At 69.8% G+C, this 19,902-nt stretch carries 18 protein-coding genes, 1 tRNA gene and 1 pseudogene; 12 read left to right on the forward strand and 8 right to left on the reverse strand.

The annotated features are described in order from the left end of the window. Positions 1-2: 2 nt before the first annotated feature. Together HDA40_RS31275 and HDA40_RS31280 are read left to right on the forward strand one after the other, a co-directional pair. Complete coding sequence (locus tag HDA40_RS31275) at positions 3-464, forward strand: peroxiredoxin (RefSeq protein WP_253761397.1); 462 nt, start codon at positions 3-5, stop codon at positions 462-464. Between the two features lie 261 nt (positions 465-725). Beyond that, positions 726-797: transfer RNA gene (locus tag HDA40_RS31280), tRNA-Val, on the forward strand. Between the two features lie 50 nt (positions 798-847). Here HDA40_RS31280 and HDA40_RS31285 read toward each other — a convergent pair. The 3 genes from HDA40_RS31285 to HDA40_RS31295 form a co-directional block, all read right to left on the reverse strand. Then, positions 848-1,330 (reverse strand): VOC family protein, encoded by a 483-nt coding sequence (locus HDA40_RS31285; protein ID WP_253761398.1) that lies wholly within the window; start codon positions 1,328-1,330, stop codon positions 848-850. A gap of 103 nt (positions 1,331-1,433) precedes the next feature. Then, complete coding sequence (locus HDA40_RS31290) at positions 1,434-1,883, reverse strand: OsmC family protein (RefSeq protein WP_253761399.1); 450 nt, start codon at positions 1,881-1,883, stop codon at positions 1,434-1,436. A 126-nt stretch (positions 1,884-2,009) separates the two neighbouring features. Beyond that, positions 2,010-4,919, reverse strand: coding sequence for a YbhB/YbcL family Raf kinase inhibitor-like protein (locus tag HDA40_RS31295; protein ID WP_253761400.1), 2,910 nt, complete (start codon positions 4,917-4,919; stop codon positions 2,010-2,012). A 306-nt stretch (positions 4,920-5,225) separates the two neighbouring features. Between HDA40_RS31295 and HDA40_RS31300 the strand changes: the two genes are divergently transcribed. Further along, entirely contained in the window at positions 5,226-9,464 is a 4,239-nt protein-coding gene (locus HDA40_RS31300) for a discoidin domain-containing protein (RefSeq protein WP_253763869.1), read from the forward strand. 21 nt (positions 9,465-9,485) lie between these two features. Here HDA40_RS31300 and HDA40_RS31305 read toward each other — a convergent pair whose 3' ends face one another. Continuing rightward, positions 9,486-9,956 carry an aminoacyl-tRNA deacylase gene (locus HDA40_RS31305; protein ID WP_253761401.1) on the reverse strand — a complete coding sequence of 157 codons (471 nt, stop codon included), beginning with the start codon at positions 9,954-9,956 and terminating at the stop codon, positions 9,486-9,488. Positions 9,957-9,961: 5 nt separating this feature from the next. Continuing rightward, positions 9,962-10,558 (reverse strand): TetR/AcrR family transcriptional regulator, encoded by a 597-nt coding sequence (locus tag HDA40_RS31310; protein WP_253761402.1) that lies wholly within the window; start codon positions 10,556-10,558, stop codon positions 9,962-9,964. A gap of 64 nt (positions 10,559-10,622) precedes the next feature. Between HDA40_RS31310 and HDA40_RS31315 the strand changes: the two are divergent. Further along, a pseudogene (locus HDA40_RS31315) lies at positions 10,623-11,162 on the forward strand (GNAT family N-acetyltransferase); the annotation flags it as partial. Positions 11,163-11,550: 388 nt separating this feature from the next. On the opposite strand, the gene HDA40_RS31320 reads toward HDA40_RS31315, so the two are convergent. After that, positions 11,551-12,315, reverse strand: a complete 765-nt coding sequence (locus tag HDA40_RS31320; RefSeq protein ID WP_308197786.1) for a helical backbone metal receptor — start codon at positions 12,313-12,315, stop codon at positions 11,551-11,553. A 45-nt stretch (positions 12,316-12,360) separates the two neighbouring features. Between HDA40_RS31320 and HDA40_RS31325 the strand changes: the two genes are divergently transcribed. Continuing rightward, positions 12,361-12,594, forward strand: a complete 234-nt coding sequence (locus tag HDA40_RS31325; protein WP_253761403.1) for a hypothetical protein — start codon at positions 12,361-12,363, stop codon at positions 12,592-12,594. 107 nt (positions 12,595-12,701) lie between these two features. After that, positions 12,702-13,121 carry a DUF4383 domain-containing protein gene (locus HDA40_RS31330; RefSeq protein WP_253763871.1) on the forward strand — a complete coding sequence of 140 codons (420 nt, stop codon included), beginning with the start codon at positions 12,702-12,704 and terminating at the stop codon, positions 13,119-13,121. Between the two features lie 221 nt (positions 13,122-13,342). Here the strand turns inward: HDA40_RS31330 and HDA40_RS31335 are convergent, their stop codons facing one another. Continuing rightward, positions 13,343-13,588, reverse strand: a complete 246-nt coding sequence (locus tag HDA40_RS31335; protein WP_253761404.1) for an SCO4848 family membrane protein — start codon at positions 13,586-13,588, stop codon at positions 13,343-13,345. A gap of 120 nt (positions 13,589-13,708) precedes the next feature. Between HDA40_RS31335 and HDA40_RS31340 the strand changes: the two genes are divergently transcribed. Both HDA40_RS31340 and HDA40_RS31345 read left to right on the forward strand, forming a co-directional pair. Continuing rightward, on the forward strand, positions 13,709-14,044 hold the full coding sequence (locus tag HDA40_RS31340; protein WP_253761405.1) for a tetratricopeptide repeat protein: 336 nt from the start codon (positions 13,709-13,711) through the stop codon (positions 14,042-14,044). Positions 14,045-14,089: 45 nt separating this feature from the next. After that, a complete protein-coding gene (locus HDA40_RS31345) occupies positions 14,090-14,266 on the forward strand; it encodes a DUF4236 domain-containing protein (protein ID WP_253761406.1) in 177 nt (58 codons plus the stop codon). A gap of 315 nt (positions 14,267-14,581) precedes the next feature. Here the strand turns inward: HDA40_RS31345 and HDA40_RS31350 are convergent, their stop codons facing one another. Next, positions 14,582-15,892: a GAF domain-containing protein gene (locus HDA40_RS31350; protein WP_253761407.1), complete on the reverse strand. Its 1,311-nt coding sequence runs from the start codon at positions 15,890-15,892 to the stop codon at positions 14,582-14,584. 157 nt (positions 15,893-16,049) lie between these two features. On the opposite strand from HDA40_RS31350, the gene HDA40_RS31355 reads away from it, so the two are divergent. The 4 genes from HDA40_RS31355 to HDA40_RS31370 all read left to right on the forward strand — a co-directional run bounded on the left by HDA40_RS31355 (position 16,050) and on the right by HDA40_RS31370 (position 19,901). Beyond that, a complete protein-coding gene (locus tag HDA40_RS31355) occupies positions 16,050-17,240 on the forward strand; it encodes an acyl-CoA dehydrogenase family protein (RefSeq protein ID WP_253761408.1) in 1,191 nt (396 codons plus the stop codon). After that, positions 17,237-18,307: an acyl-CoA dehydrogenase family protein gene (locus tag HDA40_RS31360; protein WP_253761409.1), complete on the forward strand. Its 1,071-nt coding sequence runs from the start codon at positions 17,237-17,239 to the stop codon at positions 18,305-18,307. Before HDA40_RS31355 ends, HDA40_RS31360 begins: the two co-directional genes overlap by 4 nt. Before the next feature lie 89 nt (positions 18,308-18,396). Continuing rightward, complete coding sequence (locus tag HDA40_RS31365) at positions 18,397-19,191, forward strand: ABC transporter ATP-binding protein (RefSeq protein WP_253761410.1); 795 nt, start codon at positions 18,397-18,399, stop codon at positions 19,189-19,191. After that, positions 19,188-19,901 (forward strand): ABC transporter ATP-binding protein, encoded by a 714-nt coding sequence (locus tag HDA40_RS31370; protein WP_253761411.1) that lies wholly within the window; start codon positions 19,188-19,190, stop codon positions 19,899-19,901. Before HDA40_RS31365 ends, HDA40_RS31370 begins: the two co-directional genes overlap by 4 nt. Position 19,902: the final 1 nt, after the last annotated feature.

Consider the following 19,902-nt stretch of genomic DNA (forward strand, 5'->3'; position numbering starts at 1 on the left):
CCATGGCGGGTCCGCTGGACGTGGGCTCAGTCGCGCCCGATTTCATCCTGAAAGACCAGAACAACCAGGAAGTTCGGCTTTCTGCCTTCCGGGGACGCCGTAACGTCCTGCTGGTCTTCTACCCGCTCGCCTTCAGCGGCACCTGCCAAGGCGAACTGGGCCACCTCCGGGACCGCCACGGCGACTACACCGACCTCGCCGAGGTGCTGACCGTCAGCGTCGACTCGGCGTACGCCCACAAAACCTGGGCCATCGACCAAGGCTACGAATTCCCGCTGCTCGCGGACTTCTGGCCACACGGCGCGGTGGCCCAGGCATACGGCGTGTTCAACCCCGACAAGGGGTACGCCAACCGCGGCACCTTCATCGTCGACATCGACGGCATCATCCGGTACGCCGAAATGAACGAACCCGGCGACGCCCGGGACCCAGACGCCTGGCTCAAAGCCCTCGCCGCCCTCTAGCGCTTCCCTCTTTCGCGCTTCTCTCTTTCGCGCTGGATCAGGGTTCTGGGTCGAATCTTGACCCAAGATTCGACCCAGAACCCTGATCCGCTTCCGGCCGACGATGATCCACATCCCGGTATGTGTCGCGAGACCGGCCTGCGGCGACACCGAACGGGATGTGGATCATCGCCACCAGCCCGGCGGCGCGAATGGCGTTCGCGCAAGATCACGCCGATCGGGTAGACTGCCCAGGTTCCCCGGGCCCGCGCGCCTGCGGACGGGCGCGTAGCTCAGCGGAAGAGCATCCGCCTTACAAGCGGAGGGTCGCTGGTTCGAACCCAGCCGTGCCCACACCGAAACGGGAGCGGCGCCCGGCGGAGCCGGGCGCCGCTTAGCAACGATCAGGGCTTGCCGTCGTACGCATCCTGCAGCGCCTGGACGTCCAGCTTCTGCATGCCGAACATGGCCTGGGTGGCCCGCTGCGCCCCGGCTGGGTCGGGTCCGCCGATGAGGCTGCTGAGCTGCTGCGGGATGATCTGCCAGGAGAGGCCGAACTTGTCCTTGAGCCAGCCGCACTGGCTCTCCTCGCCGCCGTCGGCGGTCATGGCGTCCCAGTAGTAGTCGACTTCCTTCTGGTCGGCGCAGTCGACCACGAACGAGACGGCTTCGGTGAACTTGAAGTCCGGGCCGCCGTTGAGGGCCTGGTAGCGCTGACCCGCGATCTCGAAGTCCACCACCATGGCGGTTCCGGCCGGCTTCGGCATCCCTTCGCCGTACCGGGAGACTTCCAGGATGCGGGCGTCCGGGAACAGGCCGACGTAGAACTCGGCCGCCTGCTCGGCTTCGTTGTCGAACCAGAGCATCGGAGTGATCTTCTGCGTCATCGTCTTCTCCTTACGCGATGTGCGTGATGAAGTGCGCTTACACCCAGGCGTCGAACGAGCGCGGGCGGATACGACAACCGCCGGGAAGTAATTTCCGGAGGACCTATTCTGGGGTGGGCGGGTGGTAGTCGATCGTCGTGGTGACTTCTGAGCCCAGTTCCACGGTGCGCGAGACCGTGCAGAGCCGGTCGTGGGACATCTTGACCAGGCGCGGCAGCATCTCTCGGGCGGCGTCGCCGGCGGGGCCTTCGGGGAAGCTCACCGTGAACTCGACGGCGAGGTTCGTCATGCGGTTGCCGCCGGTCTCGTCGCGGATCTTGTCGCCGGTGCCGCGTACGCGGAATTCGACGGGCTCGCCCCGGCGGCTGACGACGAGGTCCACGTCGATCGCCGTGCAGCCGGCGATGGCGGTGAGCAGCAGCTCGACCGGGGTGAAGTTGGGGTCGTCGCCGCCTTGGCCGACGCTGATCTCGCCGCCTCGGACGTTGCGAGCGGTGTACTTGCCCACGCTGGTGCGCTCGATCTCGATCGAGCGGAAGGTCTCGTCTGCCACGATCTCGACGGTACGTCACGGGGACGGCCGGCACGGGCACCTGGCGCATACCGAAGACCCCGGCGGGCTCTCGCGAACCCGCCGGGGCCAAAGAGCGGGCTCGACCGAGCCCACCGGGGAAAGGGATCAGGTGTGGGCCGCCGAGTTCCCGGCGAGCTTGGTCGTGGCGATGTCGTTGGCGAGGATCGCCGTCTCCACCGCGGCCACCGAGGAGGACGAGTCCACCCCGGGCAGCGTCGCGACGTTCAGGGCGTACAGCCGGAATTCGTAGAGGTGGCTGGTGCCGCCCGGGCAGGGCCCGAAGTACTGGAGCGCCTTGTCGCCGGTGCTCATGCCCTTCTGTTTGGCCCCGGAGATCCCTGGGACGCTGAAGCCGAGCCCGAGTCCTTCGGGCAGGAACGTACGCGATGCCGGGAGGTCCCAGATCACCCAGTGCTTGTTGCTGTTGGCCGTGTCGATCAGGACGATCGCGTAGCTCTTGGCGGCGGTCGTCCCCGGTCCCCAGGACATCGGGGGTGAGATGTCATTGCCCGACACACCGTCCTGCTGACAGGTGTACTTCGTCGGGATCGAACCGTTGTTGGCGAAGGCCGTGCTGGTCAGCGCGAACGGCGGCGTGGCGAATTTCAGCCGCACGATGACGTTGTCCAGTGTGCTCGGCGTACCGCCGTCCTTGTCGTTGTTGGTCGAGGTCAGCCACAGCCCGCCGTCGGGCGTCTTGACGATGGTCCGCAGCCGGCCCCAGGTGCCGTTGAAGAACGCCCGGGGCGTGTCGGTGGTGGAGCCGGTGATGTGCATGACCCACAGCCGTCCGCCGCGTACGGCGGCCATGTAGATCCAGTCGTTGACGATCTCCAGGCCACTCGGCGACGCCGAGGCGACGTCCCAGGTGCGTACCGGATTGGTCATGCCGCTGGTGCTGCAGCTGCCCTCGCAGGTCGGCCAGCCGTAGTTGGCGCCGGGTTTGATCAGGTTGAGCTCGTCGAACGTGCTGTCGCCGAACTCCGACTCCCAGAGCCGTCCGGCCGAGTCCCAGGCCAGGCCCTGCGGGTTGCGGTGGCCGTAGCTGTAGACCCGGGTGCCGAACGGGTTGCCGGGCGCGGCGGCGCCGGTCGGGGTGACGCGCAGGATCTTGCCGTTGAGGGAGCTGAGGTTCTGCGCCTTCGTCCCGTCCTGGGCGTCGCCGGTGGTGATGTAGAGGTAGCCGTCCGGCCCGAACTTGATGCGGCCGCCATTGTGGAACCGGTTCTTCGCGATGCCGGTCACCAGCGCCTCGCGGGCACCGATGGCGCCGTTCTCGTACTTGAACCGGACGACCCGGTTGTCCGACGCCGCGGTGTGCATGACGTAGACGTAGTGGTCGCTGGCGAAGGTCGGCGAGACAGCCAGTCCGAGCAGGCCGCCTTCGCCGCTGGTGGTGACCGCCTCGGTGATCTTGCCGATGACCGTGCGCTGCCCGGCCGAGGTCACCTTGACGATCTCGAACCGATCCCGTTCGGCGACGAGCGCGGTGCCGTCCGGCAGGAAGCCGATGCCCCACGGCAGATCCATCGCCGCGTTCACGGTGCGGTCCAGGACCGGGTCGCCGCCCGTGCCGCCGGTTCCGCCCGCGGTGGTCGTCACCGACAGTCCGGCGCTGCGCGCGGACACGTTGCCGTTCGCGTCGAAAGCCTCGACCGAGAACACGTACGTCGTGCTCGGGGTAAGGGAATCGGCGGTCGCCGTCAGATCCGGCACCGTCGCGAACTGCACGCCGTCTTTGAACACGTGATAACCCGTGACGCCGATGTCGTCGGTCGACGCGGTCCAGGCCAGGCTCACGCTGGTCGCGGCCACATTAGTGGTACGCACACCGCTGGGTTGGCTTGGGGGAGTGGTGTCGTCGCTGGGCGGCGTCGTGATGGGCACGTTGTTGCTCGCCTGCGAAGCGTTGCCCACCGCGTCGTACGCCAGCACGGTGATGACGTAGGTCGTGTTGGGCGTCAGGGCGAGCGTGGCCGTCGTGATGTTCCCGCCGACCACCTGGACGATGTTGCCGCCGTTGTAGACCTTGTACTGCGCGACGCCCACGTTGTCCGTGGCCGCGTCCCAGGCCAGGTCGACGCCGTAGGGACGGACCTCGCCGACCACACGCAGGTTCGCCGGCGCGGTTGGCGGCTGCGTGTCGGCGGGCGCGGTCACCCGGAGGCGGTCGAGGTTGGGCCCGCCGTTGACGGTCGTCGCGGCGGCTTTGATCTTGTTGGTGCCGGCGGTCAGGCTGAGGCTGACCGTGCGGTCGGCCCAGGTGTCCCAGTCCGTGGTGCTCGGGAAGCTGATCCCCGGGGCGGCGACCGTTCCGTTGACGCTGACGTCCATCGGCCGGTCCACGGTGGTCCCGTTGGAGTACCGCAGGGTCACCGGATAGATCCCCGCCGACGGTACGCCGACCGTCCATTCGACGCCGGAGCCGACGGCGTTGTCGCCGTTGACGAATCCGCTACCGGTGTATCCGGTGTGGTTGGACTCGACGACGCCCGACATGATGACGGCGTCCTCGGCCTGATAGTCGGTGAAGCTCGGCGGCGCCTCGAACTCCAGGTAGTCGATGTTCGCGTCGCCGTTGGCCGTGGTGGCGGCCAGTTTGATCGTGTTGGTGCCCGCCACGACCGGCACACTGACGGTCTTGGTGACCCAGGTGGTCCAGGCGCCGGTGCCCGCGAAGGACACCGCCGACGCCGCGGCCGTGCCGTTGACGAGGACGTCCGCCGGGCGATCGGTGGTGGTGCCGTTGGCGTACCGGAGGCTCAGGACGGCCGTGCCCGCGTTGGGCGAGCTGACCGTCCAGGTCACCGAGCCGCCGACGGCGTTGGCGGTGTTGCAGAACCCGGTTCCGGAGAACCCGGTCCAGTTCGAGTCGATCGTGCCGTCGCAGACGGCGGGGGCGTCCTCCGCCTCGAATCGGGTCGGGGCCGCAGCGGCCGGAATAGCCGGGGCCAGCGCCGTCATCAGTAGTCCGGCGGCCAGGGTGCTGCACACGCGCCGCGCTCTTCCGCGCATGCCTCCACTCCCTCCATTAGATAGGCAAACTTACTAACTGTTGCCCTGGATCAGAACGCATGGATGCGAGGCATGTCAATAGGTGAGAGCAAGTCGGGGCCACGAGCCGTTGACGCGTCGGTAGCACGTCTGTAACGTTTGGCCAATCCATTGCAAGATTCTTGCATCGGAATGTTCAATTTCTCGCTCATCTCCGCAACTTCAGCAGTGCACCTTTGGGGTCCTGCTGCGTTCCCACCCCCATCACGGAGAGGTTCCACAGTGAGGAAGAGTCCCCAGACGGCCCGCTTGGCGGTGCTGACGGCGATGGCCGTCGCGCTGGCCTGGGCCGCGCCGGTCACACCGGCCGCGGCGGCGGGCGGCCCCAACCTGTCGCTGGGCAAGTCCGCCTCGGCGAGCAGCACGAACGACGTCTACGCGGCGTCCAACCTGAACGACGGCAACCAGGCGACCTACTGGGAGAGCGCGAACAACGCGTTCCCGCAGTGGGGGCAGATCGATCTCGGCACCGCGACCAGCGTCGACCAGATCAAGCTGAAGCTCCCGACGGGGTGGGGGGCGCGTACCCAGACGCTGTCGGTGCAGGGGAGCACCGACGGTTCGTCGTTCGCCACGATCGTGGCCTCGGCCGGTCACACGTTCGACCCCGCGTCGAGCAACACGGTGACGATCAATTTCGGGGCGACGTCCACCCGGTACGTCCGGGTGACCATCACCGCCAACACCGGCTGGTCCGCCGGTCAGCTGTCCGAGCTGGAGGTCTACGGCGTCGCGTCCAGCTCGTCGAACCTGGCCTCGGGTAAGACGATGACGGAGAGCGGCCACAACCAGAACTACGCGGCGGCCAACGCCAACGACGGGAACCAGTCGACCTACTGGGAGAGCGCCAACAGCTCGTTCCCGCAGTGGTTGCAGGTCGACCTCGGATCGGCGGTGAGCGTCAACAAGATCGTGCTGAAGCTGCCCACCGGCTGGGAGGCGCGTACGCAGACGATCGAGGTGCAGTCGGGCACCGTCGCCGGCAGCCTGACCAGCCTCCTCGCGGCGACCGGGTACGCCTTCACGCCGAGCGGCAACACGGTGACGATCACGTTCAACGCCACGACCGCCCGCTATCTGCGCCTGGTGGTCACGGCGAACACGGTGTGGCCGGCCGCGCAGATCGCGGAGTTCGAGGTCTACGGACCGTCCACCGGGGACACCCAGGCGCCGACCGCGCCGGGGAGCCTCGCGTACACCGAACCGGCCACCGGGCAGATCAAGCTGACCTGGGCGGCGGCCACGGACAACGTCGGCGTCACGGCGTACGACGTGTTCGGAAACGGCACGCTGCTGACCAGCGTCGGCGGCACCACCCTGACCTACACGGACACCCAGTCGGCCAGTGCCACCGTCAGCTACTTCGTCCGGGCGCGCGACGCCGCCGGCAACCAGTCCGGCAACAGCAACACCGTGACGCGTACGGGGCAGAGCGGGGACACCACGCCGCCGAGCGCGCCGACGAGTCTCGCGTACACCCAGCCGGCCTCGGGCCAGATCAAGCTGACCTGGGCGGCGGCGAGCGACAACATCGGCGTCACCGGCTACGACGTGTACGCCAACGGCAGCGTCCGGGCCTCGGTGAACGGGTCGACGCTGACCTATACGGACAGTCAGGCCGACACGGCGACCGTCTCCTACTACGTCATCGCCAAGGACGCGGCGGGCAACCAGTCCGCGGCGAGCAACACGGTGACGCGTACCGGCAGCGGCACGGGTGCCAACCTGGCGGCGGGCAAGCCGATCACCGCCTCCAGCACGGTGTTCACCTTCGTCGCGGCCAACGCCGACGACAACGACGTCACCACCTACTGGGAGGGGGCCGGCGGGGCGTACCCGAGCACGCTGACCGTGCAGCTCGGGGCGAACGCGGCGGTCAGCTCGATCGTCGTCAAGCTGAACCCCGACGCGGCCTGGGCCACCCGTACGCAGACCTTCGAGGTGCTGGGCCGCGAGCAGAGCGCGAGCGGATTCAGCACGATCAAGGCGTCGGCGAGCTACACCTTCAACCCGTCGTCCGGCGGCAACACGGTGACGATCCCGGTCTCCGCGACCGTCGCCGACGTGCAGCTCAAGTTCACGGCCAACTCGGGCGCACCGAACGGGCAGGTGGCCGAGTTCCAGGTGATCGGAACCCCGGCGCCGAACCCGGACCTCACCCTCACGGGCGTCTCGTGGAGCCCGGCGTCGCCGATCGAGACGGACGCGGTCACCCTGTCCGCGACGGTGAAGAACAGCGGCACGGCGGCCTCCCCGGCGTCGAACGTGAACTTCTACCTCGGCACTACCAAGGTGGGCACGGCGACCGTCGGCGCACTGGCGGTCAACGGCACGGCCACCGTCACCGCGAACATCGGTGCCAAGGACGCGGGCACGTACGCCGTCTCGGCGAAGGTGGACGAGGCGAACACCGTCGTCGAACTGAACGACGCCAACAACGCGTACGCGTCCTCGACGAACCTGGTCGTGGCACCGGTCGCGACGTCGGACCTGCTGCCGGGGGCGGTCTCCTGGTCGCCGGGCAACCCGTCGGCGGGCAACACCGTGACGTTCTCGGTGTCGATCAAGAACCAGGGCAGCATCGCCTCGGCGAGCGGCGCTCACGGCATCACGGTGACCGTGAAGGACGCGAGCGGCGCGACGATCACGACCAAGACCGGTTCCTACTCGGGCACGATCGCGGCCGGGGCGACCACCAGCCCGGTCAGCCTCGGCACGTGGACCGCGGTGAACGGCAAGTACACCGTGACCACCACGATCGCGGTGGACGCCAACGAGCTGGCCGTCAAACAGGGCAACAACACCAGCACGACGTCCTTCTTCGTCGGCCGCGGGGCGAACCTGCCCTATGACATGTACGAGGCCGAGGACGGCACGACCGGCGGTGGCGCGACGGTGATCGGTCCTAACCGGACGATCGGCGATCTCGCCGGTGAGGCTTCCGGGCGCAAGGCCGTGACCCTCGGCAGTACCGGCTCGTACGTGCAGTGGACCACCAAGAACCCGACGAACACCCTGGTGACCCGGTTCTCGATGCCGGACTCGTCGGGCGGCGGCGGGCAGACGTCGTCGCTGAGCATCTACGTCGACGGGGTGTTCCACAAGTCGATCCCGCTGACCTCGCGCTACGCCTGGCTCTACGGCGCGGAGGCCGGCCCCGGCAACTCGCCGGGCTCGGGCAGCCCGCGGCACATCTACGACGAGGCCAACATCATGTTGGACACGACGGTGGCGGCCGGGCACACCATCCGGCTGCAGAAGGATTCGGGCAACCCGCTGACCTACACGATCGACTTCGTCAACCTGGAGCAGGTCTCCGCGTTGGCGAACCCCGATCCGGCCAAGTACGCCGTCCCGAACGGCTTCACGCACCAGGATGTGCAGAGCGCCCTGGACCGGGTGCGGATGGACACGACGGGCACCCTCGTCGGCGTCTACCTGCCGGCCGGCACCTACGAGACGGCACAGAAGTTCCAGATCTCCGGCAAGGCCGTCCAGGTGGTCGGCGCGGGCATCTGGTACACCCGATTCCAGACGCCGCAGGGCCAGGAGAACACCGACGCCGGATTCGCGGTGCAGAGCACGGCCAACGGCTCGTCCTTCAAGCACCTGGCCTTCTTCGGCAACTACACGTCGCGGATCGACGGTCCCGGCAAGGTCTGGGGCGAGCTGAAGGACGTCTCCAACCTGACCATCGACGACGTCTGGGTGGAGCACACAGTCTGCATGTACTGGGGCGTCCACAACGACCACGTCACCATCAAGAACGCGCGCATCCGCGACACGTTCGCCGACGGGGTCAACTTCACCAGCGACAGCACCGCGCTGTCGGTGAGCAACAGTGAGGGCCGGTCCAACGGCGACGACGCGTTCGCGCTGTTCTCGGCGATTGACGGCGGCGGCAGCGTCGGCAACCACGGCAACGTCTTCGAGAACCTCTCGGCGACGCTGACCTGGCGCGCGGCGGGCCTGGCCGTCTACGGCGGGTACGACAACGTCTTCCGCAACCTCTACATCGCGGACATGCTGACGTACTCCGGCATCACGGTCAGCTCGCTCGACTTCGGCTATCCGTTCGTCGGCTTCGGCTCGTCGCCGCCCACCCAGTTCCAGAGCATCAGCCTGGTACGCGCGGGCGGGCACTTCTGGGGCGCTCAGACCTTCGGGGCGATCTGGTGCTTCGCGGCGTCGAAGCAGTTCCGTGGCATCCGGTTCAGCGACATCGACATCGTGGACCCGACCTACTCGGGCATCATGTTCCAGTCGAAGTACCCGGAGGCCCAGCCGATCACGGACACCACGTTCACCAACGTCTCGATCAGCGGCGCGCAGCGCAGCGGCGACGCCTACGACGCCAAGTCGGGCTTCGGGATCTGGGTGAACGAGATGCCGGAGTCGGGCCAGGGTCCGGCGGTCGGGTCGGCCACCTTCACCAACCTCACGTTCAGCAACAACTACCAGAACATCAAGAACACCACGACCACGTTCACCCTCACGATCAACTGATCATGAGCCCGGAGGCCGTTCCTACTGAGCGGCCTCCGGGTCGGTGACATCGGCGTACGCCGCGTCGAGGGCCTCGACCGCCGCGTCGGCGGAGACCGCCACGGCGATGCCGTGCTCGCCCGCGCCGAGCGTGATCGTCCGGCCGCGCAGCCGCTCGTCGGCGATCACGGGCCAAGGCTTGGCCGAGCCGAACGGGGTGATCGTCCCGCGCTCGTATCCGGTCGCCTCCTTGGCGGTCGCCGCGTCCGGCATGGACAGCCGGCTGACGCCCAGCAGCGCCCGCAGCTTCGGCCAAGAGATCACCCGATCTCCAGGAACCAGGGCGAACAGGTAATCGTCGTCACCCCGGCGGACCACGATCGTCTTCACGACGTCCGGGATCTCCACGCCGCGCGCGGTGGCCGCCTCTGCCAGACTCCGGACGGGCCCGTGCTGGATCAGCCGGTGTTCCAGTTCGGCGGCGGCGAGCGCGTCGAGCGCAGGATTGCTCATAGTCGTCAGCCTATCGGCTGGGCGAGCCGGGCGAGGAAGTCATCGGCCAGCCGGGTCTGCCGGTCGGCCGGAAACCGGTCCGGATCGAAGAGCGCCTGCACGACCAGCCCGTGCGTGAACGCCAGTGCCGTCGCGGCCACCTCGTCGGGATCGCCGGGCGGCAGTTCGCCCCGCCGGTAAGCCTCCACGATGGACTCCCGCAGCGCCGTTCGAATCCTTTCGTAGCGCCGGGTCTGGGCAGCGAACAGGTCCAGATCGGCCAGGGCCACGTCCCAGGAACTCACCCAGATCCGGTTCATCGCCAGCCCGTCCGGGGTCAGCGGCAGGATGTTGCGGATGTGCGTACGCAGTGCGGGCAGCCCCGGTGCCGGGGCCGCCAATCTCGTGCGCTGCGCTGTGCGTATCTCCAAGATGTCGAGGGCGTGGGCGACCAGCTCGCGCTTGCCCGCGAAGTAGTGGGTGACGAGTCCGGTCGACGCCCCGAGTGCCGCCGCCACCGCGCGGAGGGTGAGTCCCGGGAAGCCGTGCTCGGCCAGGACCCGCCAGACGGCGGCCGAGACGTCTTCGCGACGGGCGTCATGATCAGCGCGGGCGGGAGGCATGTACGCTAGTGTACGTACCGAACGTTTGTTATGTACTCGCGGTTGTCCTGTAATCGGAGGTCGTATGTTCGCCCTGTCCCTCACCGACGACGCCGAGCTGCGCCCGCTGGAGCCCTGGGACGCGTCCGAGTTCGCCGAGCACATGGACCGCGCGCGTGAGCACATCCGGCCGTGGGTGGGCGCGGGGTTCGTCAACGACGACGCGCGGCTGGTCCTGCAGCGGTACGCCGACAAGCACGCGAAGGACGCTGGCGGCATCTGGGGCATCTGGTGGCACGGGAAGCTGGTCGGCGGGGTGCTGCTCGTGTCGTTCGACGCCGCCTCGGGGGTGAGCGAGGCGGGCTGCTGGCTGGAACCGGCCGCGGTCGGCAACGGCCTGATCACTCGCGCGGCGACCCACCTGCTGAACTGGGTGATCCTGGAGCGCGGCATCGAGCGCGTCGAGTGGCACTGCAACGCGCGCAACGCGCCCAGCATCGCCGTGGCGAAACGCCTGGGCATGCGCCTCGACGGGATCATTCGGTCGGCGGCTCCGGCACTCGGCGGCGGGCGGTCGGACATGCACATCTGGTCCGTGCTCGCCGACGAGTGGCGCGCCCGCCAAGGCGGAGCCGACCCCGACAAGGCGGCGGTCGACGCGCTGGCGACGGCGTTCTTCGCGCTGTTCACGAACACCGGCGGCGTCGTGCCGGACGTGAGCCGGATCCGTGACCTGTTCGTCCCGGACGGCGTCATCGCCAACGGCGGCCCCAAGGCCGGGCTCTATGACCTCGACGCGTTCGCCGCACCCCGGCAGGCCCTGCTCACCTCGGGCGAGCTGACCGACTTCGCCGAGGCGGAGACCTGGGAGCGGACCGAGTTCTTCGGCGACGTGGCGCACCGGCTCTGCGGCTATCGCAAGGAGGGGGTGCTCCGCGGGGAGCCGTTCACCGGGACGGGAACCAAGAGCATGCAGTTCCTGCGTACGCCGGACGGGTGGCGGCTGACTACCGTCAGCTGGGACGACGACCGGACGCCAACGCCGTGAGCAGGACCGTGCGGGCCTCCGCCAGACTCGGGCCGTACCAGGTCAGATGGCGCCCGGAGAGGAGCACCGACGGAGTCGGCGCGAAGAACTCCGGGCCGTCGGTCGCGGTGAAGGCGTACGGCTCGTCCGGCAGGATGGCCAGCTCGGGTTCCCGCGCCCGGATCAGTTCCAGCGACGGGCGCGGATAGCGCTCCGGATCGTCGCCGAACACGTTGACGATCCCCAGCCGTCGTAACAGGTCCCCGGCGAACGTGCCGCTGCCGAGGACCACCCAGGGCTTGCGCCAGACCGGAATCACCGCCCGAGTGGTCCGGTCCGGGGGTGGCGCGGTCCATGCGACCTCGGCGTCCGCCAGCCACGCCGGCCGGTCCGCGCCCAGCGCGGCCAGCAGGCGGGACAGGGAGGCGAAGGCGGCGTCGAGGTCGCGCGGATAGGTCACCCACACCGGTACGCCGGCCGCCCCGAGCGCCGCGACGTCCTCCTCCCGGTTCTCCTCGACGTTGGCCAGGACCAGGTCGGGCCGCAGTTCGAGGAGGCGATCGACCGACGGGTACTTCGTGCCGCCGACCCGGGGCAGGTCGAGCCCGGCGGGATGGGTGCAGTAGTCCGTCGCGCCGGCCAGGATGCCCGGCAGCGTCATGGCGACCGCCTCCGTCAGCGACGGGACGAGCGAAACCACGCGCCGGGGCGGATGGGGCAGGTCGACGTCGCGATCGAGATCGTCCCTCACAGCGGCTAGTGTTTCATCCCTTTTGCGCCGGGGTACCCCGACCTCATGCAGATCACGATCACCGCGGACGACGTGCGAGCGCTCGCCCAGTCGGGGGACGAGGATCCGGTGCTGGCGCTGATCGACGGCCAGCCCGCCATTCTGCCCGCCGCCGAGCTGGACGACCATGATCACGTCATCTGCACGCAGGTCGCCCTCATCCAGGCGCTCGGGATGGAGGTCACCGACGCCGAGGCGGAGGTCTTCGCCGGGCACCTGACCGCTGATCTGCCCCGGTAAGCCCCGGGTCGCAATCACCCCGGGGCGTCAGCCCACGAGGGAGGGCGAACATGGTTACCGTCACCCATCACGAGCACCATGGCGGAATCCTGCACTGGGACAACGCCATGCAGACCGTGGCCGGCCTCTTCGGGGCGGTCTTCCTGCTGGTCGGCGTCCTCGGGTTCATCCCGGGCATCACCACCAACTACGGGGACATGACCTTCGCCGGACACGACTCCGGCGCGGAGTTGCTCGGGATCTTCCAGGTCTCGGTGCTGCACAACATCGTCCACCTGCTGTTCGGCGTGGCCGGGCTGCTGATGGCGCGTACGCTCAGCGGCGCCCGGATCTTCCTGATCGGCGGCGGCGCGATCTACCTCGTGCTGTGGCTCTACGGGCTGATCGTGGACTCGGGCGGCGACGCCAACTTCGTTCCGCTGAACACCGCGGACAACTGGCTGCACTTCGGCCTCGGCGTCGCGATGATCGCGTTCGGCCTGGCCCTCATGCCCCGGAGGGGGATCACGGGCCGCCGCTCGGGCTGAGGTCCGGGCCTCCCGGCCGCCCGGGCCGCCACGCCTGGGCGCTGCGTGGCTGCTCTCGGCCGCTGCGGGCGCGGGCGGCGGGCCAAGATCGGCGGCTGCCGACAACCTTGGGCGTTTTACGGCGATGACTGGCGGCTGCCGACGATCTTGCCGGTCGCGAACTCGATCGGCGGCGCGAGGCGAGCGCTGGTGCGGGCGAGCGCAGGGAGGTGCGATGGGCGTCAGCGTCGTGGGGCGTGGCGCCAGGCCCGGATGCCTAGGACGCCCACGATCGTCCCGATGACGAGCGAGGCCGCGATGAGCAGGGCGTGCACCCAGAGGAAGCTGGTGGGCGGGCCCTCCCCGATCTGACCGGTCGACCAGGCGCGCGGATCCTTCCAGATGGCCAGCCCGAACCGGGGCCAGATGACCCAGGTCCAGACGCCGACCGCGACCAGGAACGCCGACCAACCACGTGTGATGACCACGAGCAGCGAGTATGCCACCGTCGGCTGAGCGAGGACGGCCGCGGCCGGGGGGCGGGGAGAGACAGCCGGGAATGCCCGGCCCTTTCGGAGTTGTTCTCAGCAACGACGGAAGGAGTGGAAGTGACCTTGTGGCCGGAGCTGGATCTGGCGGAGCGGTATCGGAAGGCTCAGGAGTTCTTCGACGCGCAGGACTACCGCACGGCGGAGAATCTGCTGGTCGAGGTGGTGACGGCCGAGCCGGCCCATCAGGCGTCGCGGCTGCTGCTCGCCCGGACCTACTACCACACCGCTCAGCTGCGCCGGGCCGAAGAGCAGCTGCGCGTGATCATCGAGCGGGAGCCCACGGAGGCGTACGCCCATCTCATGCTGGGCCGGACGCTTCAGCGGGCCAGCCGGCACGAAGAAGCCGTACCGCATCTGCGGATGGCCGCGATCATGATGGGCGAGGGGGCCTGAGCTGCCCGATGTTTGGCCATTGAGGACTGAGGGGCATGCAAGGGCATGCCTTTCCTCTTCCGCAAGATGACCAAGCTCGGACCGCTGCGGTTTCATTTCACCCAGCACGGGTTCTCGTCGTGGGGGCTGAAGATCGGCCGCTGGTCGTGGAACTCCAAGACCCGTTCGCATCGCGTCGACCTGCCGGGACCGCTGTCCTGGAAGCAGAAGCGCTCGAACTAGCGAGCTGGGCGCTCGCCGGGTGGGGCGGTGCGTTGCCTCACCCGGCGAGCCGGTCCGCGCGCCCCCGGCCGGGCGCACGCGGACCTGCCGGGCCCCTGCCTGCTCATCCGCAGGGCAGGCAAGGGCGGGTGGGACCGCACCCCATCGCTTCGGCACGGGGAGAAGCCAGTCCCATGCTGCGCGACGCCGGCGGCCAGCCGGATGCGGTGTGCGACCGGCATCCGCGGCCGGGGGACGGACTCGCCGATCCGTCGACCCGGGCCGAGGGCTCCACGAGCTGCTGGGCAGCCCGGCGGAGTCCACCGTTGACGCAGGCTACCGACGAGGACGTTGCAGGAAGGTTGCACCGTTCGGGGGCAGCCCGTACTCGGCGCGGAGACGGCGTACCTGGGTCTTGGCGAGAGCCTGCTGAGCCAGGTCGGCCCGCCGGGACGCGGCCAGCCGTTCCCAGATCTCCAAGTCGTCGTTCCCGTGTTTGGTGGCCCAGGCTTCCAGGATCGCCGGGTCGTCAGTGGACAGCACCGCGCACCGGACCCGCGCGTCGAGCAGGTCGCGGAGTTCGGCGACGCCCCGCGCTTCCGACATGGGCAGCAGCGGCCCGGCGTACGCCGCCACCGCGGCCGCGGGCTCGCCGCGTTCCAGCGCGTCCCGTACGTCGGCGTAGTCCGCGTCGAGTCCTTCGGCCAGGCGATAGGGCCGGGACTGGACGAGGTCGCCGACGGCCCGCCGCAGCCGGTTGATCTCCACGCGCAGGGTCGCCGGATTGGCGAAGTCCTCGTAGAGCGCGTCGGCGAGCTGGTCGCCGGTCATCCCCTCGGGGTTCTCCCGCAGCAGGACGAGGATCTCGGTGTGCCGCGGGCTGAGGCGTACGCGCCGTCCGTCGAGGAGGAGGACGCCCTCGGACCGATTCAGCGCCGACAGCCGGGCGACCGTGCGTTGTTCGGGCAGCCACAGGCCGTTCTCCGGGGCGCGTCGCCAGGACAGCTCCGCCTCGGCAGCCCGAGCCGCCGCCTTGACCAGGGCCAGGCTGTGCGGATGGGCGACGACGCTGCCGCCGGTGACGTCGATCATGCCGATGATCTCGCCGGTGGCCGGATCGTGGATCGGCGCGGCGGCGCAGGTCCACGGGTGCACCGGCACGCTGTAGTGCTCGGTCGCGAAGATCTGCACCGCTTCGTCCAGCGCCAGCGCGGTGCCGGGCGCGTTCGTCCCGGCGAACCGCTCGTCCCAGATCGCGCCCTCGACGAAGTGGATGCGTTCCCCGGTGTCGCGGACGGTCTTGTGCCCGTCGACCCAGAGCAGCCGGCCCTGGGCGTCGGCGATGGACATCAGGTGGCGGTCGGCCTCGGCCACCCGCCCGACGAGTTCACGCAGCACCGGCAGGACGGCCGAGAGCAGATGATCCTCCCGGTACGCGGCCAGCTCGTCGTCGGTGAGCACGATCGGCGGCGGCGTCTCAGGGTCGACGCGGGCCCGCTGCGACCGTTGCCAGGACTGAGCCACCACGGGTCGCACGTCGAGCTGGTCCGGGGCGGCTCCGGACAGAAACGCCTCGTGCGCGCGGGCTATCTCGCCCGCCCGTTGCTTGTGCTCGGTCCCCGGCTCCGCCAGGTACGGACTGTGCATTTCACCGCCACAGAGAGCTGATGGAACTGAGACTGACACCGCAGTTCCACTCGTGCAACATCCAACCTCGACATGGCCGACTGGGTGACGCTCTCGACCGGGCGACCGACGAAGGATATATTTGCACTCTCAATGCATCTAGTGAGCGGGAGTCGCGATGGGTTCACCCCCCACCACAGCGGACGAGGCGCGTGCGCTGGTCGAAGCCTTCCTCGCCCGGGGGGACCTGCCCACCGAGAAGACGGAGTTCCTCCGCGCCCGGTTCGACGCCGGTCTCGCGTGGCTGCACTACCCGGCCGGGCTGGGCGGTCTCGGGGCGTCCCGGGCTCTGCAACCCGTCGCGGACGAGGCGTTCGCCGCCGCCGGTACGCCGGACAACGAGCCGCGCCGGATCGCGGTCGGCCTCGGCATGGCCGCGCCGACGCTGCTCAAACACGGCACGGCCGAGCAACGGGAGCGCTACCTCCGGCCGCTCTGGACGGGCGAGGAGGTCTGGTGCCAACTTTTCAGCGAGCCCGGGGCGGGCTCGGATCTCGCCGGACTCGCCTGCGCGGCGAGTAAGGACGCCAATGGCTGGGTGATCACGGGACAGAAGGTGTGGACGTCCCAGGCCCACTACGCGCGTTGGGGCATCCTGCTCGCGCGTACCGATCCTGACCTGCCGAAACATCAAGGCATTACGTTCTTCGTCTGCGACATGCGCGCGCCCGGCGTGACCGTCCGCCCGCTGCGGCAGCTCACCGGGGAGGCCGAGTTCAACGAGGTGTTCCTCGACGAGGTCCGGCTCCCGGACGCGGCTCGGCTCGGCGAAGTCGGCGACGGCTGGAGCGTTGCGCGTACCACTCTGATGAATGAAAGGGTGAGCATCGGCGGCGACGCGCTGCCGCGGGAGGGTGGTGCGATCGGGCTGCTCGCGCGGACCTGGCGCGACCGGCCGGAGCTGCGCCGCCCCGGCCTGCACGACGCGGTCCTGCGGGCCTGGGTCCGCGCGGAGGCGGTGCGGCTCACCGGGCTGCGGCTGCGACAGCAGCTCGCGGTGGGCGAGCCGGGGCCGGAGGGCTCGGCGGTCAAGCTGGCCTTCGCCGGCCTCCTGCAGGAGATCACCGGCCTGGAGCTGGAGTTGCTCGCGGAGGCCGCGCTGCGGCACGACGAGTGGCGGCAGGATCGTGGGCCGCAGCCGGAGTTCCCGCTCCGCACCGCGACGCATCGATATCTCCGCGCGCGCGGCTCGTCGATCGAGGGCGGCACCTCGGAGATTCTGCGCACGATCATCGGTGAGCGGGTGCTCGGGCTGCCCGCCGAACCCCGCGCCGATCTGGCCGTCGCGTGGCGGGAGCTGCCGCGATGACCGGGCTGCTCTATTCCGAAGTGGAAAGTGCACTGCGTGCCGAGCTGCGCGCGATGCTGCGGCAGCACAGCGATCCGCCCGCTCGGATCGAGCGCGCCGACCCGGTGGACGTCGACCTCTGGCGCCGCCTCGCCGACATGGGCCTGGCTGGGCTGCTCGTCCCGGAGGAGCTGGGCGGCGCGGGCGCGAGTCCGCGGGAGGCCGCCGTGGTCCTCGAAGAACTGGGCCGGGCCGTCGCACCCGTGCCCTATCTGGGCTGCGCCGTGGTTGCGGGCACGGCGCTGCTCTCCTGCGGCGAGCCGGACCTCCTCGCCGGTCTCGCCGCAGGAGAGCGCCCGGTCGCGCTGGCGGTGCCGTTCGCCGGCCCGCCGTCCGGTGCCTGGTCGCCCACCGTCACGGCGGCGGGGGACCGGCTCACCGGCTCGGTCCGGGCCGTGGCGGACGCGATCACCGCGGAGATCCTGCTGGTCCCGGCGGGTGCCGGACTGTTCGCCGTCGAAGCTCGACGGGTACGCCGAGAGCAGTGCACGTCGTTGGACGAGACCCGCCGGCTGTGCGACCTGAGCTTCGACGGCACACCCGGACGGCTGCTGGCCGAAGGGGCCGACGCCGAGACGGCGGTCCGGGACGCGCTGCTCGCGGGGGCGGCCCTGCTGGCCAGCGAGCAGGTCGGCGTGGCGGAGTGGTGCTTGGACACGACGGTCGAGCACGCCCGCGGCAGGTACCAGTTCGGCCGGCCGATCGGGTCGTTCCAGGCGGTCAAGCATCGACTGGCCGACGTGTGGGTCGCGGTGACGCAGGCGCGGGCGGTCGCCCGGTACGCCGCCTCGGCCGTCGCGGAGAAGTCGGAGGTGGAGGTCGCCGCGGCGTTGGCTCAGGCGCACTGCTCCGGGGTCGCCGTCGAGGCGGCGGAGGCGTGCGTACAGCTGCACGGCGGGATCGGGATGACCTGGGAACACCCGGCGCACCTCTACCTCAAGCGCGCCCGTTCGGCGGCCTTGGCGTACGGGGCGGCCGACGTGCACCGGGCGCGCCTGGCCGAGCTGGTCGATCTGCCGCCCGCTTGACCGCTTGCTGAGCCTATTGACGTGGCGGCCGAGAAACGTACACTCCGAGTGTAAATACTTGCCGGTAACCCGGCGAAGGGACGGTGACGATGGACGAGGATCCGCACGGCCTCACGCTCGACGGCGTCACCGTCCAGTTCGGCGGGTTGACCGCCCTGGAGGACGTCCGGCTGACCGTGCCGCCCGGCAAGGTCGTCGGCGTGATCGGGCCCAACGGGGCGGGCAAGACCACGTTGTTCAACGTGATCTGCGGGTTCGTCCGGCCCACCCGCGGCGAACTGCGGTTCGGCGGGCGTACGCTGCGGCCGCGTCCGCACCGGCTGGCCGCGCTCGGCATCGGGCGCACCCTGCAGGGCGTCGGCCTGTTCGCCGGACTGTCCGTCGTGGAGAACGTGATGGCGGGCGCCACGCATACGGCGCGATCAGGTTTCACCAGCGCGCTGTTGGGGCTGCCCCGCAGCGACCGGGACGAGCGGCGGCTGCGCGACGAGGCCATGGCGCTGCTGACGCAGTTCGGCATCGCCGAGCACGCCCAGGCGGAGCCCGCCGCCCTGCCCTATCCGGTACGCAAGAAGGTCGCCCTCGCCCGCGCGCTCGCGGCCCGCCCCCGCCTGCTGCTGCTCGACGAACCAGCGGGCGGCCTCGGCGCGGAGGACATCGCCGAACTGGCGGAGCTGGTCGTGACCCTGCCCGGCCGGGACGACGGCGGCCACTCGGTGATGCTCGTCGAACACCACATGGACTTCGTGATGTCGGTCTGCGACGAGGTCGCCGTGCTCGACTTCGGCCGCCTCATCGCCGTCGGCCCGCCCGAGACGGTCCGCGACGACCCCGCAGTGGCCGAGGCGTACCTGGGTCCGACGCTGGAAGGCAGGACCGCATGACGCTGCTTCAGGTGGCGGGTCTCGTCGTCGGCTACGGCGCCGCGCCGGTGCTGCACGAGGTCGACCTGACCGTACCGCCCGCGACGATCGTGACGGTGCTCGGTGCCAACGGCGCGGGCAAGACGACGCTGCTGCGTACGCTGTCCGGCCTGCTGCGCCCGATCGGCGGGACCATCCGGTTCGACGGAGGCTCGCTCGCCGGAGTCCCGGTGGAACGGGTGGTACGCCTCGGTCTCGCCCACGTCCCCGAGGGCCGGGGCGTCGTGGCCGAGCTGACGGTCGAGGAGAATCTGCGGCTCGGCGGCGTATGGCAGGCCGACCGCCGCGACGCCCGGCTGGCCCAGGACGAGGTCTACGAGCTGTTCCCGGCCTTGGCGGCGCGTCGCCGGCACGCCGGGCACCAGCTGTCCGGCGGCGAACGGCAGATGCTGGCCCTCGGTCGGGCCCTGGTCGCCCGCCCCCGGCTGCTGCTCCTGGACGAGCCGTCGCTCGGCCTGGCGCCCCGGATCACCGCTCAGATCATGGCGCTGCTCCGGCGGCTCTGCGACGAGACCGGGCTGGCCGTGCTCCTCGTCGAGCAGAACGTCCGCAGCGCCTTGTCCGTCGCCGACCAGGGGGTCGTCCTGTCCCTCGGCCGGGTCGTCGCCGCGGCCGACGCCGCTCAGCTGCGCGACGACGCCGGGCTGCGGCACGCGTACTTGGGGTTCTGAC

Origin of the sequence: Hamadaea flava (assembly GCF_024172085.1) — a bacterium.
GTDB classification, from domain to species: Bacteria; Actinomycetota; Actinomycetes; order Mycobacteriales; family Micromonosporaceae; genus Hamadaea; species Hamadaea flava.